Raw genomic sequence first — 16489 nt, 5'->3', positions numbered from 1 at the left:
TAAATGCTGGGTTTTTTATTGTCAGTTCATCACTGAATTCTTATCGCAAACCGTGTAGGAATTCGTGACGAGTCGCCGGGTTAGATTTGAATATCCCACCTAACGCAGTGGTTGTGGTTTCGCTGGTCGCGTCCATAACACCGCGTGATTTCACACAGTAGTGCACGGCATCCATTGTTATTGCAACATCGTCTGTTTCCAATAACGTTTGCAATGCAACCAAAATCTGCTGAGTCATTCTTTCCTGCACCTGAGGGCGCTGCGCGAAAAAGCGAACAATGCGATTGATCTTCGAAAGACCAATGATCTTTTTGCGCGGAATATAAGCAACAGCAGCTTTGCCATCTATGGTTACAAGGTGGTGTTCACAAGTGCTGGTTACGGTAATGTCTTTTACACGAACCATCTCGCTACACGCCATCTTGTTGTCGATTACTGTGATTTTTGGGAAGTTCTTATAATCCAGACCTGAAAATATCTCGTCAACGTACATTTTAGCGATACGATGTGGAGTCTCTTCAAGGCTATCATCCGACAAGTCCAGTTCCAAAAGCTGAAGAATTTCGCGCATGTGATGTTCGATACGCTCTTTCTTCTCTTCTCGACTCACGCTGTTTGGCGCCATTGGAGTCTCGATGCCCTTTTCTACCAGTGCTTGCTGAACTAACAGCGCTGATTCACTCAAACCAGGCATGTGTACTTCTCCCATGCAATCTTTTACCCCTTTTGGATGGCTGACAAGCATACTCGCATTTTGGAATAATTACACCCATATTTTAAGAGAGGTTTTGGGGCTAAGATCTTATACCCAAACCATCTCTAGATACCAGATTCAGCGAGATTTTCTCGCCTTTCAGGTCAGGCATCGATTTGAAGATTTAGTGGGTCTAAGTCAAAAATCGATAACACAACATGAAAGGCAAGTAAACTCGCCCTTGGGAGCTCATCTTCTGTTTCATTTCATCGTCAAAGAACTTGGAAAGGACTTGTCATTACGCTGCGTTCTTGGTTTTGAAATAGAGAGGCTTGAACTGAAACAGAATATGTAGCTCTGAACTCGGTATCTTGAGGTAGTTTGGGTATACTTATGCTATTGTTCAGCGGTAAATAACATAATGATAAATGGGAAATAATATGGGTTGTTGTGACGCGCCGGGATTAATGCCGATAGAAGAAGCCATGAGCAAAATGCTCGATTCTGTTAACGCTTTAAGCAATATTCACACATTACCAATTTCAGAAGCTTGCGGTTTTGTTCTTGCCGAGCCTTTACGCTCCCCAATTCATGTTCCGCCTTTTCATAATTCTGCCATGGATGGTTATGCCATCCGTCGGGACGAATTAGCCAACACTCCAACGATGCCTCTTGGCGGGAAATCCTTTGCTGGTCAGCCTTTTGAGGGCAACTGGTCGCCTAACACCTGCATTCGTATTATGACAGGCGCACAAATCCCAGAGGGATGCGATGCTGTAATCATGCAGGAAAACACAAAAACACACGAAGACGGTTCTGTTGAATTTCTTCAAACGGATGTCGCCCTAAATAACAATATCCGACCCATCGGTGAAGACATTAGCAAAGGCGATTTAGTTCTCGACCAAGGTCACCGACTCACCCCACGAGACATACCTATGATTGCGTCGCTGGGTATTGCGCAAGTTCAGGTTTATAACAAACCAAAAGTCGCATTTTTCTCGACTGGCGACGAACTTAAACCTGTTGGTGAAACACTTGAAGCCGGTCAAATCTACGACAGCAATCGCTATGGAATCAAAGAACTGATTCTGAATTTTGATTGTGAAGCGATCGATTTGGGCATCATCCCTGACGATCCGGAAACGCTCAAACAAACCTTTATCAAGGCTCAGGACTTAGCCGATGTGGTTGTAACTTCTGGTGGTGTGAGCGTTGGTGAAGCGGATTACACCAAGGACATTCTGGAAGAACTCGGAGAAATCGGCTTCTGGAAACTGGCCATCAAACCGGGGAAACCATTCGCGTACGGTAAGCTGGACAATGCTCTGTTCTGCGGGCTTCCTGGAAATCCGGTTTCTGCCATGTTGACCATGTATGTATTGGTACAGCCTCTGCTCGCTAAATTAGGCGGTCACTCTCAATGGAAAGCTCCCGAATCCATCCCTGCTACCACCCGCTCAAGTTTTAAAAAGTCTCCGGGTCGTACTGATTTTCAACGAGCGATATACAGCATTGAAAACGGTCAGTTCTTTGTTGAGTCTACGGGTAACCAAAGCTCTGGCGCATTTCGCTCTATGAGCCTTTCTAACTGTTTCGCTGTGTTAGAGCGTGAACGCGGCAACATAGAACAAGGCGAAACCGTCCAAATCCAATTGTTCAATCACACCCTATATTGATTGGTGCCGATATGGATATTCTTTCTGATGAAGAAATGCTGAGGTACAACCGACAGATCATCCTGAAAAATTTTGATTTCGATGGTCAGGAAGCACTCAAAGAGTCTTCGATTCTGATTTTAGGCGCAGGCGGTTTGGGCTGTGCTTCTTCTCAGTATCTTGCGACCGCAGGGGTTGGCAAAATCACATTGGTTGACGACGATAAAGTCGAGCTATCTAACCTGCAACGTCAGGTTCTGCATTCAGACAGCACCGTCGGCATAGACAAAGTTGAATCTGCCAAAGCTTCTTTAGAAAAACTGAACCCTCACATAACCATAGAGACGTACAACAAACGTTTGGACGACTCCGAGCTTGCTTCTCTTATCAAGCATCACGATTTGGTGCTTGATGCAAGTGACAATGTCACAACAAGAAACCAGCTCAATCGAATCTGTTTTGAATTGAAGAAGCCATTGGTTTCAGGTGCCGCAATTCGCATGGAAGGGCAAATCTCTGTCTTCACTTACCATCATGAAGATGCCTGTTATCAGTGTCTGAGTGCCCTATTTGGTGACCAGGCACTGTCTTGTGTTGAAGCTGGGATCATGGCACCCGTTGTTGGAATCATTGGCGCAACTCAGGCTCTTGAAGCGATAAAAGTGTTAGCAAACTATGGTCAGCCATGTACCGGAAAGATATTAATGTTTGATGCGTTGTCTCTTTCCTGGCGTGAAATGAAGCTGCCAAAGAACCCGAATTGCACCGTTTGTAAGTAGCTTTATCAACTTCTAAAGCCCTCCAGGCGAGGGCTACCATCCTAAATTCTCATCTCATATTCTCAATTTGAATCAATCCCGATTCAATCTGACATTTCAATTGAGAACTCCAAATTTCTCATTTTAATAAACTATTAAATATCAACACCTTACAGATGGCACGCAACTTGTATAAAGGAGTTTAAGCCGACGGAGATTAAAGGTGATAGATATGAATAAAAAACTTATGGGTGCATTAACACTTGCTATGGCTGGAATGACTCCTGCTATCTCTTCTGCAAGTACAGTTACAGCTTTCGAGACATGCCCAAGCAAGGCATTCTTATTTCAGAGCAGCCCGGTTGAAATCTGGGGTGTTAACTTGGTCACTGGTACCACAGAACTGTTGAACAGTGCCAGCCCTTACAACGGTAACATTAACGGTGTGGGATTTGACTTTGGCTACGCAAATGGCGAAGACGAGTCAGCAGGAACCGATAAGCGCTTCATTTATGGTTACGACACGACGAACAAGAAAGTAGTAAGAGTCGGTAACGATTACAGCGTGCAAGTTCTGAACGTGTCAGGGCTCCCTTCCAGCACTTTCTTTGTTGGTGACGTATACAACCGTACTTACTACCTTTACCGTAAAAACACCGGTCTGTACAAAATCGACCTGACTCCACTCGATTCCGATCCCAATGCAGCGCTAACACTGGAACTCATTTCATCCAACTCCAGTGTAAACCTGACCGATTTCGCTTTTCACCCCGGAAACGGAAAACTTTACGGCGTGGATAACAACACGGGTAAGCTTCACGAATTTGCAACAGACGGCAGCGGAACCATTACTGAAATTGGAGATGTCGGTCAGCTAGGTACATTCGGCGCTGGCTATTTTGATGTTAACGGCTACTACTATGTGTCAAGAAACTCAGATGTGACTTCCGGTGGTGTCGTAATCAGAGAAGGAGGGAAAATTTACCGAATCGACCTTTCTTTGGATGAGAGCGGTAACATCAACCCAGACAACATCACTGCCATTGAATTCGCCACCGGTCCAACGTCCAATCAAAACGACGGTGCACGATGCGCTAACGCACCTGTCATCGACGAAGACTCAACTATTGATTTTGGTGACGCGCCGGATGCCTACTCTACCCTACTTCTGTCAAACGGTCCTCGTCATGAATTAGACGGGTTAACCTGGATGGGTGTATCGACACCAGACGGTGATGTGGATGCTGCACAGTCTCCAGATTCCGACAACACGATTGGCACTGCCGATGAAGACGGGGTTGGTTTAGTCACTTCCATTGAAGCTGGTCTGGACAGCGTGATAACCGTTTACGCATCAACATCCGGTTACCTTAATGCATGGATGGACTGGGAAGGAAACAACCAGTTCACCGATTCAGATGATCAGATTCTGACCGACTACTCTCTTTCTGCGGGTCTGAACACGATTGTTCTCACTGCTCCTATCACTGCGGTCGCTGGTGAAACTTGGTCTCGATTCCGCTTCAGCCAACAGTCAGGGCTGAACTACTACGGCGGCTCAACATCTGGTGAGGTTGAAGACCATCAAATGACCATTGCTGACGTAGATACAAGAGAAGAGTACTTCCCTACCAACGAAGGTTACGTCACTCTGGCTTATGAAGATAACTGGCCGGAAACAGCAGACTACGACATGAACGACCTTGTCGTCCGTTACCAGATTAAGCAGGTTCTTAAGACTGTCAGTGGCACAGAATACGTCGCTAAATCGGTCATCAAAGGAACACTGGATGCGGTCGGTGCAAGTTACCGCAGTGGGTTCGCAGTAAACATTCCGGGAGTGGACCCAACTAACGTCGACACAACCAAAACCCGCCTGTATCACAACGGTTCTTTGGTCAGCTTTGAAACACTTGAAGAGTCGGACAACAACGAAACCACTTTCATCATCATTGAAAACGCGAAAGATGCTCAGTCTTCAAACTGTTCGTACTTCAGAACCCAAAAAGCCTGTCGCGAAGATGTCGCATTAGAGTTTGAGTTGCATGTCAGCTTCATCGACCCAACACTGAACGGTTCAATTGGCGCCATGCCATACAAACCATTCATCTTTGGAACACCTGGCTTTGCACATGGATCTATGTTCAACACGCCTCCTGGTCGCAGTTTAGAAATCCACTTACCGGATAATGCGCCAACCAGCAAGTTCGACAGCAGCTTCTTCAGCCTACCGGGGGATGACGACTCCAACTCAGGCAGCGGCAAGTATTTCAAAACGACGAACAACCTACCGTGGGCAATCATGTTGTTTGAGAATGCCGAAGTGGATACTCAGTGGATTTGGCCAACCGAAGGGACGGATTTGCTCGAAGCCTATCCAAAATTCCAGGAATATACAGAGTCTGGTGGTGAAACATTTACAGACTGGTTTGAAGCATCAAATGCCGTTGCCGCGAAATGTTACTAAGGGAGAAGCATCATGAAAAATCTTAGCCTAGCAATTATTGTAATGTCGTCCCTTACAGCATGTGGTGGAGGCGGCGGCGGTGGCGGAGACGCAAGCAGCGGAAATGCGTCTTCACCTGCACCGAGCGAATTGCCTGCTGCAAGCCCGGCAATTAAGACCAGTGACTTAGTCGCACCAGACGGGTTTGATTACAGCCCGATTGAGAACCGCTCAATGTCTGTGGATATTTCAGCCACGTCAGTGGCAAGGGCTTATCTTTCGGTTTATCGCAACTACCACACGCTGGACGACGGTACTTTGCTACCAGACTACGGTAGCCGAATCGTTGCCATGCCACTGAAAGATGGAAAAGCGGATATAACGTTGATTGTCTCAGACAGTTCAAACGACCTTCTGGGAGAAATCTGGTTCTACGATGGTAGCCAGCCGCTACAACAGAAATTCTACGCATCGCAAAGCAGTTGGAGTTGGTAAGCTCCCCATGAAATGGCGCAAAGCATAAGAGGGACCGCTTTGCGTCATTTCAACCTTTCAATACATCTCCGTCAGGGTTACCAGGTTCGTTCACCCATAGCGACCTGGGAGCCCAATTCCAAAGTAAAGCCTTTTCCAAATTCCGGATATTGCTTTGCCATCTTCTCAATAACCTGTTTGCTGTCTTTACTGTTTTTCACCGCTTTCTCAAAATGCTTTAAATATTCCTGAGTAAAGTCGACAGAAGATAACGAGAATTCAACACCTTCAGTGGCATGCCCCGGAACTACAACGCTTGGTTTAAGCGCTTTAATTGAAGACAGCGCCTGTTGCCATACCTGACGAGATTCCGGTGTTGGTGTATCTGCCATCCAAACGTGTTCGCCACCAACCACATTGATACCGCCCACTACGGCTTTGATTTCAGGGATCCAGACATAGCTGCGTGCTTTGTAGTCTTTGTCCAGACCTTCAATACTCAACGTATGCCCTTCTAGGGTGATCTCATCGCCTTTCAATACCGCAGGAATAACGGGGTGTGTTGGTGCATTCATTCCTAACTCAGGTCCCCATACCGATAGCTTAGTATTCAGCTTCTTCGCAATAGCATCGGCCGTCGATTGTGTAGATACGATATTCGCGTTAGGAAAAGCTTTCTTAATCACCTCAAGACCGAAGTAGTAATCTGGGTCGCTATGGCTGACGTAAACGGTTTTCAGATCTTTACCTAAATCGAGTATGTCCGCCACTAAACGATGGGCGTCCGACTTTTTAAACAGACCATCAATCAGTACCGCTTCTTTCTCTCCAGTAACCAGCACAGACTTAACGTTGAAGCTGTCTTCACCAGCGTTAAATACATGCAGCTGAAGCGGTTTAGTATCACCAATTTTTTCCAGTTCTGCCTGAGCACCGAAAGACATCATGCCCATCAAGATGGACGAAGCAATAAGGGTATTTTTCATAGTTTGTTCTCTCTCTCAAAACGTTCGCTCATTTTATAAGTCCAAATAAACGAATAAATAGACCAAATAAAACATCTGTGTTACATAAAACAGAACAATGGAGATTCCCATGAAAAGTATTGGCAGAGATCTGTTTAAGTTGGTGGTGTATGCCCACGTAGTCCGAACAGGATCTTTTACCCGTGCTGCAGACGCGCTCGACATTAGCCGTTCGGTGGTTAGCAAGCATATAGATGATCTGGAAGAGAGCCTGTCCGTCAGGTTGCTGAACCGCACGACACGCACAGTGACCATGACTGATGTGGGTTCCATGATTTATCAGCACGCCGAAAATATCATGAGTGAATACAGCGAGATCGCCTCACGTTCAAGCAGTGAGCACTCGATAATCAGCGGTAATGTGCGAATCAGTATGCCCATCGATTTCGGTGCAACAACGCTTATGCCGATTCTGGCAGACATAAAACGCCAGCATCCAGAACTTCATATGGAGATCATGTTTGATAACCGAGCAGTCAATCTTCTGGAAGAAAACGTAGATGTGGCGATTCGAGTCGGCTGGCTGAAAGAAGAAAACTACCCAGTAAGAAAACTCGGTTCGACCGAACACTGGATATGCGCATCCGAAAGCTTTGGAAATCAGGTACAGAGCCTTAATCATCAGACACTTGTTTCTCTGCCCTGGATTCAGAACAGCCAGCTCTCTCGACGAATTCAGATGAACGCGCCGGATAAAAGTAAAGTTTTCTGCGAACCCGCCGCTACAATCACATGCAATACGGCACAAGCTACACGGTTAATGGTTCTGGAAAACCTTGGTCTGAGTTTGTTTCCGGCGTTCTATGTTTACGACGATATCAAGCAGGGTCGAATGATTCGAGTTTTGGATGACTATGAGTTACGTTCTGTCGAATTTTATGCCATCTTCCCTGCTCACCCTATTCCATTTAAATCCCGGATTCTGGTCGATACCATCGCGGAACGACTAAGGGGATTACCAATGATAGACGCCTGACATTCTGCAATAGTGCAAAGAAACAAATTCCATCGTAACGTAAGGAGAACGTAGCATGGCAAAAGCTTTAGTCACCCCAGAATGGGTTTCTCAACGAATAAATGATCAGAAAGTTGTCATTCTTGATGCCAGTCTGGACTTGATGATTCCCGGTGCGCCAGAACCCGCGAACGCAGGCTACATTCCCAGTTCTCTGCGATTCGATTATGACAAAGTAGTCTACGATAAGTCGTCTCCACTGCCTCATATGCTCCCACCAGAACACGAATTTCAGGCTCATGCCAGAGCAATGGGAATCGATACAGACAGTGTGGTCGTTGTCTATGATCAGGCAGGCACATACGCTTCTCCTAGAGCATGGTGGATGTTTAAAACTATGGGGTTTGACTCCGTGTATCTGCTTGAAGGCGGCCTGAGAGCCTGGATTAACGCAGGTTACAAAACCCAATGTGCTCTGAGTACGCCTATACGTTCCGGCAATTTCATAGCCAAGCTGAATAAAGATTTAGTATATAGCTCACGTGACATACTAAATTCGATCTCCAGAGAGAACACCTACACCTTTGACGCAAGACCACGAGCCCGATACGAAGGAAATGTAACTGAACCACGCCCGGGAGTGAGATCCGGAAGGATCCCAGGTTCGCATAGTCTTCCATTTGGTGAACTCATGAATGGTGACAGGTTCAAATCAGTTAGTGAGCTAACTCATCTATTTAATAATTGGGATATTAATTCAGAAAGTCAGCTGATTTTCAGTTGTGGATCTGGTGTAACCGCCGCAATTTTAGCGCTTGCTGCTTATGAAGTTGGGTTTGAAAAGTTTTCTGTCTACGACGGGTCATGGACTGAATGGGGTCAGAGAATTGAGCTTCCTATAGAAGTTGGTTAATCTCTCAAAAATAGTAACAAAACATAACAATTGAGTGACAACTCAGTTAGTTTTTGGATAATTCACGTCTCCCTACAAAAGTCACTGTACGGTATCAAGGAAGTCAAAGGTAGTAATGGCAGACCTAAAACGGAACATCTGGACATTGTATAAACTGCTTTTGCTTATAAGCAGTACGATATTTTTGTTCATCGCATGGCAACAGTGGTTAAAAGTAGAGCGTTCACATTCGCAAGAGCAGTTTAATGCCGTTCAAATCTTCACAAACGGCATTACTTCTTTGCTGAACAACCAGGAAATGGTTCTGGACGTGCTCGGCGATCGTTTGTTGTCAGAAAACAATTACGAAAGTGATGATGCCAGTCAGGAATGGCTGGATCGCCTGTTAAGTATCAACAATAGCATTGCCGCATTTGGGCTCGCCGACCCTTATGGCGAAATACATCTAGTCAGCTCTAATTTAAGCAAATTCACCCAACCCAACCTGCTTCATAAAGAAAGCACTCGCGAGTCATTTGCCAAAACACTCACCAGTTATTCAATGGTTCTTGGCCGAACTTATTACAAGGAAGACATCGACGAATTCATCCTGCCTATTCGCAAAGCCATCAGAGACGAATCCGGAAATGTTCTGGCGGTCATGACGGCAGGCTTGCAACTTGATCAGACTACTCTCTTCAACATACGGCTGCACGACAATTACGAACATAAAATAGGCGTGATTCGAGACGACTATTTTGTTCAGTTTATGACAACGCCAGAAAGAAACGGCATTGACTACAACACGCCAATTTCAGAGCGATACTTCGACAACATGTTGAACAGTGTTGCCAAATCCAACGGTTATACACTAAAGGATTTGAAAAGAGTTGAGTCTCCAACGGTAGGTTATGTGCTTGATCAGCAGAAGCCGGGGTTATACGCGATTCAATATATCCCCCGATTTGATATATGGACCGTTTCTGAAATTGATCTGCGCCACGTAGTATTTGAGTATCTCGGGGTTATGGCGGTTTACATTGCCATTTTCTTAGCTATTCAGGTCGTGTTCTTCCTGTTTGTTCGTTCCATCGATAAACATGAAAAAGACCGTCACGACGAGCTTCTGTTTCAAGCAAATCATGACCCACTAACACAGTTACCTAATCGTCATTATTTACGCTCGCACATTCATCGTTGGCTGCGCCCCACTGCTCCACCGTTTTCAATTCTTTTCATGGATATGGACCACTTTAAAAATGTGAATGACAGCTCCGGTCACGATCATGGTGATAAAGTTCTGGAAGAAATTGCAGCAAGGCTACGTTCTATTTCGGACGATCAAACACTTCTGATTCGTGAAAGCGGCGACGAGTTTATTATTGTGACGTCATTAAGCGACCATTATGAATTGAATCGCTTTGCGAACAACATTATTCACAATCTCTCGAAACCCTATGAGATAGATCAGTTCAGCTTCATTCTTGGTTGCAGTATCGGTATTGCACAATATCCTGAACACGGCACCAGCCTGGATTCCCTGCTCCGTTGCGCCGACATTGCCATGTACGATGCTAAGACCCGTCGCAATTCAGTCAGCTTCTTTACAGAATCGATGCAAAGCAGCTACCTACACACCGTGAAGCTCGAACAGAGGCTTCGACAGGCTATTCAGCAGAGCAAACTGTACATGGTTTACCAACCTCAGTTTAACGCGGAAGGTAACCTTCATGGTGTTGAAGCACTGGTTCGCTGGAATGATGACGAACTTGGTTTTGTGCCACCGGACAAATTCATTCCAATTGCAGAGTCCTGTGGCTTGATGCCAACTCTTGGTCAGCTGATCATTGATACCACGCTGGCAGAGATGTCTCAGTTACAAAGACAACTCGGCTATGACTTTCAGGTTTCCATCAATATTTCTGTTCGTCAGATCACTCAAGAAGATTTCCTGGATAAGCTGATTCTGTCCATTCAGACCCAACGTTTTAATCAGCACAATATCACTTTGGAAATCACTGAGAATCTGTTCATTGAAGACATCGACATTGTGCGTCCTGTCTGCGAAAACCTCAATCGCTTAGGTGTTCGGATTTCATTGGATGACTTCGGAACAGGCTATTCGTCGCTGAGTATGCTCGGTGAACTACCCTTTCAGGAAATCAAGATCGACAAGGGCTTTATCGACAATATTCTTACTTGCACCAAGTCACTAAAAATGGCGCAGAATATTATTGCGATCGGTAAGAATTTTGACATGCAGGTTCTGGCTGAAGGTGTTGAGACCGAAAAGCACGAAGCCGTTCTGAAACGATGTGGGTGTGACCTGTTCCAGGGCTACTACTACGCAAGACCAATGGCGATGGAAGAGCTGTTTCAGTTTGCGGAATCAACGGGGCATACTCAAAGTACTGCCGCCATCGCATAACAGATATAGAAAGCAAAACAGCGAGGACAACCTCGCTGTTTTCAATTAGAAGTTTTGCCGTTTTCGATTATTTGTCAATAACGCCCATCTGCTCATCTAGGTTGAGCACAGTTAATGCGTTACTTACCGTTGTCGCAATCACATCGACCACCCCAGTTCTAAGCGCGCCGAGAAGCGCCAGTGGCTTACTGTTTTCGGCTGCTATCGCAATGACTTCCGCAATCGGACGGAACTCTTCCAGATTCAAGCCGATAACCCTGTCACTCATCACCGTATTTGCCGAGTTGCCCTGTACGTCGAAAAAGTCATAACCCGCAAAGTCTCCAACCACTCCCTGATGTAGACGTGCCTGAACCACTTCTTCAGCGGTAAACCAGCCTAGATCCACCATGTAACTGTTTTCGCTCATATCGCCAATGCCCACCAAAGCAACATCGGCTTTACGCGCCAGATCCAGTGTCTGTTTCACGGTTCCGTTCTCCATGAACGCAATCTTTTGCGCTTTGTTTTCCGCGTACGCTGGCGCATAAAGCGTTTCAGATGTGCCACCGTATTTTTTGGCTAACTGTCGGCAAATGTGGTCAGCATTAAACTTACCGCCTCTTGGGTGAATACCGCCGATTCCACAAACAAATTTGCAGTCTCGGGGAGAAATCACACCCATATGGTGAGCTACGGCAGATACGTTTCTTCCCTGTCCTACCGTTACCACAGTGCCGTTTTTCAAGGTACTGTTCAGGTGATTAGACACCAGGCTCGCCACTTGCTGACGCTGCTGCTCTTCCGTCGGTTGGTCCAAAGCAACAAGCGCGCGCTTAACACCAAACCGTTCAATTAATCGCTGCTCTATCTTGGCACTGAATACCGGGTGGTACTTAACCGTAATTTCAACAATGCCTTCATCACGTGCTTGTTTGAGCATGCGCCCGACTTTTGCTCGGGAAATGGAAAACTTTTTGGAAATCTCTTCCTGAGTCGCGCCATCCTGATAGTACGCTACGGAAATCTCGGTCAGCAGGTCGCTGTTTTCCGCATTGATGTCATTTTTTGTGGTCATGATGCTTTAGTAGTGAGTCGATTTAGGTGATAAATCCTAAATCTAAGTAAGAAAAAACGCAACATTCGCTCACCATCATTACATTTACTCACTCGTTAGATTTTTCACAATTTCGTCAGTTTTCACGAGCCGTGAAACAAGCAAACGATTAATTAACTACTGGTTGTGAGGTAAATTACGTTTCATTGAAAATTCTGTATTGTGACATCAATCAATGATTGACATTAATCGCTGATCGATTAAATATGGCTACATCATTTACTCACTTAGTGAACATATGTTCGATACAAATGTTCACCGAGCAAAGAACGTTTATAGTTGGCGAAATTCCTTAACCATTTTCGTCTGACTTGCTTGCAATTTAGTGCGCGTTTTCATTTTTAATCGCGCCCAAGAAATAGGATGATCGTAATGAGCAATAAGTTAGAGCAACTTCGTAAACTGACCACTGTCGTGGCAGATACTGGCGAAATCGATGCTATCAAAAAGTACCAGCCAGAAGACGCAACAACTAACCCTTCTCTTATTCTTAAAGCTGCTCAAATCGCAGAGTACGCACCTCTGATTGACCAAGCGATTGATTACGCAAAATCTCAAAGCGCAGACAAAGCTCAGCAAGTTCAAGACGCTTGTGACATGCTTGCTGTTAACATCGGTAAAGAAATCCTAACGACTATTCCTGGTCGTATCTCTACTGAAGTTGATGCACGTCTTTCTTACGATACAGAAGGCAGCGTTGCTAAAGCTCGTCAGCTTATCAAAATGTACAACGATGCAGGCATCTCTAACGACCGTATCCTGATCAAACTTGCTTCTACCTGGGAAGGTATTCGCGCTGCAGAAATCCTAGAGAAAGAAGGTATTAACTGTAACCTGACGCTTCTGTTCTCATTTGCTCAGGCTCGTGCTTGTGCAGAAGCTGGCGTATTCCTAATCTCTCCTTTCGTTGGTCGCATCATGGACTGGTACAAAGCGAAAGAAGGTCGCGACTTTGAAGCGTCTGAAGATCCAGGTGTGCTTTCTGTAACTAAGATCTACAACTACTACAAAGAGTACGGCTACAACACTGTGGTTATGGGCGCGAGCTTCCGTAACATTGGTGAAATCCTAGAGCTCGCTGGCTGTGACCGTCTGACTATTGCTCCTGCTCTACTGGCAGAGCTTGAAGCATCTGAAGGTGAAGTGGTTGAGAAACTGGTTGATTCTAACGGTTCTGCTGACCGCCCAGCGGCTATGACGCACGCTGAGTTCCTATGGGATCACAACCAGGACGCAATGGCTGTTGAAAAACTGGCTGAAGGTATCCGTAACTTCGCAGTTGACCAAGGCAAGCTAGAAACAATGATTGAAGCGAAGCTTTAATACTTATACCTAATCAAATAAAGGGGAGCCGCTGTGTTCCCCTCTTAGTTTTCACTTTCTTTTTTTATAATTCTATTTGGAAGTAATTATGGATCGCAAACATTTAGCTAATGCAATTCGTGCTCTGAGCATGGATGGCGTTCAAGCAGCGAACTCCGGTCACCCAGGCGCACCTATGGGTATGGCAGACATCGCTGAAGTTCTTTGGCGCTCTCACCTAAACCACAACCCATCGAACCCTGAGTGGGCAGACCGCGACCGCTTTGTGCTGTCTAACGGTCACGGCTCGATGCTGATTTACTCTCTGCTTCATCTGGCGGGTTACGATTTGCCAATCGAAGAGTTGAAGAACTTCCGTCAACTGCACTCTAAAACCCCAGGTCACCCAGAATACGGTTACGCACCAGGTGTTGAGACGACGACAGGTCCTCTGGGTCAGGGCATCACCAACGCAGTGGGCATGGCACTGGCAGAGAAATCTCTGGCGGCGCAGTTCAACAAAGACGGTCACGACATTGTTGACCACTTCACTTACGCTTTCATGGGCGACGGCTGTCTGATGGAAGGCATCTCGCACGAAGCGTGTTCTCTTGCAGGCACTCTGGGTCTTGGCAAGCTGATTGCGTTCTGGGATGACAACGGCATCTCTATCGACGGTGAAGTGGAAGGCTGGTTCTCTGACGACACGCCTAAGCGTTTTGAAGCGTACGGCTGGCATGTAATTCCAGCGGTCGACGGTCACGACGCTGAAGCCATTAATGCAGCGATTGAAGCGGCGAAAGCCGACCCTCGCCCGACGTTGATTTGTACTAAGACCATCATCGGTTTCGGTTCACCAAACAAATCCGGTTCGCACGATTGTCACGGTGCGCCGTTAGGTCATGAAGAAATTGCAGCAGCACGTGAGTTTTTAGGTTGGGAGCACGGTCCTTTTGAAATTCCGCAGGAAGTCTATGCAGAGTGGTCTGCGAAAGAAGCAGGCGCAGCTAAGGAAGCAGCGTGGAACGAGAAATTTGCAGCTTATGAAGCAGCGTATCCAGAGCTTGCCGCTGAATTCAAGCGTCGAGTAAACGGCGACCTGCCAGCTGAATGGGAAGCGAAAGCGAACCAAATCATTGCTGACCTTCAGGCAAACCCAGCCAACATCGCGTCACGTAAAGCGTCTCAAAACGCACTGGAAGCCTTTGGTGCTATCCTGCCTGACTTCATGGGTGGCTCGGCTGACCTTGCGCCTTCAAACCTGACCATGTGGTCTGGCTCTCAATCACTGACGGCAGAAGACGCGTCCGGTAACTACATCCACTACGGTGTGCGTGAGTTCGGAATGACAGCCATCATGAACGGTATCGCGCTTCACGGTGGTTTTGTCCCTTACGGCGCGACCTTCCTGATGTTCATGGAATACGCGCGTAACGCGATGCGTATGGCGGCACTGATGAAAGTGCAGAACATTCAGGTGTACACGCACGACTCTATCGGTCTGGGTGAAGATGGTCCGACTCACCAGCCGGTTGAGCAAATCGCTTCTCTTCGCCTGACGCCAAACATGAGCACATGGCGTCCATGTGACCAGGTAGAATCTGCGGTAGCATGGAAACTGGCGATTGAGCGCAAAGACGGTCCTACGTCTCTGATTTTCTCTCGTCAGAACCTTGCCCAGCAAGAGCGTGACGCGGCACAGGTTGCTGATATCGCGAAAGGCGGGTACATCCTGAAAGACAGCGATGGCAAGCCTGAGCTTATCCTGATTGCAACTGGCTCAGAAGTGGAGCTGACTGTAGAAGCAGCCGCGAAACTGACAGAAGCAGGTAAGAAAGTACGCGTCGTGTCTATGCCTTCTACGGACGCATTCGACAAGCAAGATGCGGCTTACCGTGAATCGGTACTGCCATCAGACGTGACGGCACGTATCGCTGTTGAAGCGGGCATCGCTGACTTCTGGTACAAATACGTAGGTTTCGACGGTCGTATCATCGGTATGACAACATTCGGTGAATCTGCACCAGCAGGCGAACTGTTCAAGATGTTTGGTTTCACCGCAGAAAACGTGGTTGAGACGGCAAACGAACTGCTGGCTTAATCGACAGTTTTTTATCCAAAGCCCTGCTCTTTTGGAGTGGGGCTTTTTACTATCTGAAACTATGTCATCGAAGGTTGGTCACCTACTTTTTGCCCACTGACCCACCTGGCTCGTCAATATTTTCGATATCCACCAAGTTCCACTGTAGCCCCTGATTGCGATAAATGCGCTTCTTCAAACGCGTGTAATCGGCAACATCATGATCCAACCTTTGACCTACAACGATACAACGTAACGTTTGTGTTCCCGTATTGGTCATTGAGTGCGCTTCTCCACCAGCCGGATACCCAATAAAGTCACCTTCCGAAATTTCATATGAACTTTCACCGATATAAGCAGTAGCCTTACCTTCTAGCACGTAAACACATTCATCTTCGAAGTAATGGACGTGGTGCTCTGTGGAGTCATATCCCGGCTCTATTTCGATAATATGAAATCCAAATCCGGTTATGCCGACTAAATCACCTAGTGACTTATTGATTCTTTTAGCATTTTCATTCAAGAAATGCGTTTTAGCTGTTCCTTCCAGCGCTTCAATCTCACTTTTCTTTACGATTCCATGTTTCATATTGCTCTTACGCTCACATCAAGAGTTAATCCGATAGTGTTCACATTTATTTAATATTTCTGTCAACAAACACCATTTAAGCTGTAACAAAT

13 protein-coding genes are annotated in these 16489 nt (G+C 46.3%); 9 read left to right on the top strand and 4 right to left on the bottom strand.

Annotation, left to right across the window (positions count from 1 at the left end; translation table 11 throughout):
* Positions 1 to 40: 40 nt before the first annotated feature.
* Entirely contained in the window at positions 41 to 694 is a 654-nt protein-coding gene (folE, locus tag INR79_RS23845; protein ID WP_004407808.1) for a GTP cyclohydrolase I FolE, read from the bottom strand.
* A 440-nt stretch (positions 695 to 1134) separates the two neighbouring features.
* On the opposite strand from folE, the gene moeA reads away from it, so the two are divergent.
* From moeA to INR79_RS23825, 4 genes are all read left to right on the top strand, one after another.
* On the top strand, positions 1135 to 2373 hold the full coding sequence (moeA, locus tag INR79_RS23840; RefSeq protein WP_223097235.1) for a molybdopterin molybdotransferase MoeA: 1239 nt from the start codon (positions 1135 to 1137) through the stop codon (positions 2371 to 2373).
* Between the two features lie 11 nt (positions 2374 to 2384).
* Complete coding sequence (moeB, locus tag INR79_RS23835) at positions 2385 to 3131, top strand: molybdopterin-synthase adenylyltransferase MoeB (protein WP_223097233.1); 747 nt, start codon at positions 2385 to 2387, stop codon at positions 3129 to 3131.
* A 211-nt stretch (positions 3132 to 3342) separates the two neighbouring features.
* Positions 3343 to 5577, top strand: a complete 2235-nt coding sequence (locus INR79_RS23830; RefSeq protein WP_223097231.1) for an LruC domain-containing protein — start codon at positions 3343 to 3345, stop codon at positions 5575 to 5577.
* Positions 5578 to 5589: 12 nt separating this feature from the next.
* Positions 5590 to 6051, top strand: coding sequence for a hypothetical protein (locus INR79_RS23825; protein ID WP_223097229.1), 462 nt, complete (start codon positions 5590 to 5592; stop codon positions 6049 to 6051).
* Between the two features lie 77 nt (positions 6052 to 6128).
* Here the strand turns inward: INR79_RS23825 and INR79_RS23820 are convergent, their stop codons facing one another.
* Positions 6129 to 7016 (bottom strand): MBL fold metallo-hydrolase, encoded by an 888-nt coding sequence (locus INR79_RS23820; RefSeq protein WP_004407814.1) that lies wholly within the window; start codon positions 7014 to 7016, stop codon positions 6129 to 6131.
* Positions 7017 to 7125: 109 nt separating this feature from the next.
* Here INR79_RS23820 and INR79_RS23815 point away from each other — a divergent pair, with 109 nt between their 5' ends.
* The 3 genes from INR79_RS23815 to INR79_RS23805 all read left to right on the top strand — a co-directional run bounded on the left by INR79_RS23815 (position 7126) and on the right by INR79_RS23805 (position 11330).
* A complete protein-coding gene (locus tag INR79_RS23815; RefSeq protein WP_022602350.1) occupies positions 7126 to 8031 on the top strand; it encodes a LysR family transcriptional regulator in 906 nt (301 codons plus the stop codon).
* A 55-nt stretch (positions 8032 to 8086) separates the two neighbouring features.
* Positions 8087 to 8923, top strand: coding sequence for a sulfurtransferase (locus tag INR79_RS23810; protein WP_223097227.1), 837 nt, complete (start codon positions 8087 to 8089; stop codon positions 8921 to 8923).
* 115 nt (positions 8924 to 9038) lie between these two features.
* Positions 9039 to 11330, top strand: coding sequence for an EAL domain-containing protein (locus tag INR79_RS23805; RefSeq protein WP_223097225.1), 2292 nt, complete (start codon positions 9039 to 9041; stop codon positions 11328 to 11330).
* A 67-nt stretch (positions 11331 to 11397) separates the two neighbouring features.
* On the opposite strand, the gene INR79_RS23800 is transcribed toward INR79_RS23805, so the two are convergent.
* Positions 11398 to 12387: a sugar-binding transcriptional regulator gene (locus INR79_RS23800; protein ID WP_004407819.1), complete on the bottom strand. Its 990-nt coding sequence runs from the start codon at positions 12385 to 12387 to the stop codon at positions 11398 to 11400.
* Between the two features lie 411 nt (positions 12388 to 12798).
* On the opposite strand from INR79_RS23800, the gene tal reads away from it, so the two are divergent.
* Both tal and tkt read left to right on the top strand, forming a co-directional pair.
* Positions 12799 to 13749 (top strand): transaldolase, encoded by a 951-nt coding sequence (gene tal, locus INR79_RS23795; RefSeq protein WP_022599015.1) that lies wholly within the window; start codon positions 12799 to 12801, stop codon positions 13747 to 13749.
* 88 nt (positions 13750 to 13837) lie between these two features.
* Positions 13838 to 15829, top strand: a complete 1992-nt coding sequence (gene tkt, locus INR79_RS23790) for a transketolase (RefSeq protein ID WP_223097223.1) — start codon at positions 13838 to 13840, stop codon at positions 15827 to 15829.
* An 82-nt stretch (positions 15830 to 15911) separates the two neighbouring features.
* Here tkt and INR79_RS23785 read toward each other — a convergent pair whose 3' ends face one another.
* On the bottom strand, positions 15912 to 16397 hold the full coding sequence (locus INR79_RS23785) for a cupin domain-containing protein (protein WP_223097221.1): 486 nt from the start codon (positions 16395 to 16397) through the stop codon (positions 15912 to 15914).
* Positions 16398 to 16489: the final 92 nt, after the last annotated feature.

The sequence above is a fragment of the Vibrio sp. SCSIO 43132 genome (assembly GCF_019904195.1).
GTDB lineage: Bacteria > Pseudomonadota > Gammaproteobacteria > Enterobacterales > Vibrionaceae > Vibrio > Vibrio nigripulchritudo.
The sequence above is the reverse complement of the archived record's forward strand: the minus strand, read 5'-3'. Positions and strand labels throughout refer to the sequence as shown.

Excerpts from the sequence above, each read along its gene's own strand:
- INR79_RS23820 (WP_004407814.1), bottom strand. The coding sequence starts at position 7,016 with ATGAAAAATACCCTTATTGCTTCGTCCATCTTGATGGGCATGATGTCT.
- moeA (WP_223097235.1), top strand. The coding sequence starts at position 1,135 with ATGGGTTGTTGTGACGCGCCGGGATTAATGCCGATAGAAGAAGCCATG.
- INR79_RS23810 (WP_223097227.1), top strand. The coding sequence starts at position 8,087 with ATGGCAAAAGCTTTAGTCACCCCAGAATGGGTTTCTCAACGAATAAAT.
- tkt (WP_223097223.1), top strand. The coding sequence starts at position 13,838 with ATGGATCGCAAACATTTAGCTAATGCAATTCGTGCTCTGAGCATGGAT.
- INR79_RS23800 (WP_004407819.1), bottom strand. The coding sequence starts at position 12,387 with ATGACCACAAAAAATGACATCAATGCGGAAAACAGCGACCTGCTGACC.
- INR79_RS23815 (WP_022602350.1), top strand. The coding sequence starts at position 7,126 with ATGAAAAGTATTGGCAGAGATCTGTTTAAGTTGGTGGTGTATGCCCAC.
- folE (WP_004407808.1), bottom strand. The coding sequence starts at position 694 with ATGCCTGGTTTGAGTGAATCAGCGCTGTTAGTTCAGCAAGCACTGGTA.
- INR79_RS23805 (WP_223097225.1), top strand. The coding sequence starts at position 9,039 with ATGGCAGACCTAAAACGGAACATCTGGACATTGTATAAACTGCTTTTG.
- INR79_RS23785 (WP_223097221.1), bottom strand. The coding sequence starts at position 16,397 with ATGAAACATGGAATCGTAAAGAAAAGTGAGATTGAAGCGCTGGAAGGA.
- INR79_RS23825 (WP_223097229.1), top strand. The coding sequence starts at position 5,590 with ATGAAAAATCTTAGCCTAGCAATTATTGTAATGTCGTCCCTTACAGCA.
- moeB (WP_223097233.1), top strand. The coding sequence starts at position 2,385 with ATGGATATTCTTTCTGATGAAGAAATGCTGAGGTACAACCGACAGATC.
- INR79_RS23830 (WP_223097231.1), top strand. The coding sequence starts at position 3,343 with ATGAATAAAAAACTTATGGGTGCATTAACACTTGCTATGGCTGGAATG.
- tal (WP_022599015.1), top strand. The coding sequence starts at position 12,799 with ATGAGCAATAAGTTAGAGCAACTTCGTAAACTGACCACTGTCGTGGCA.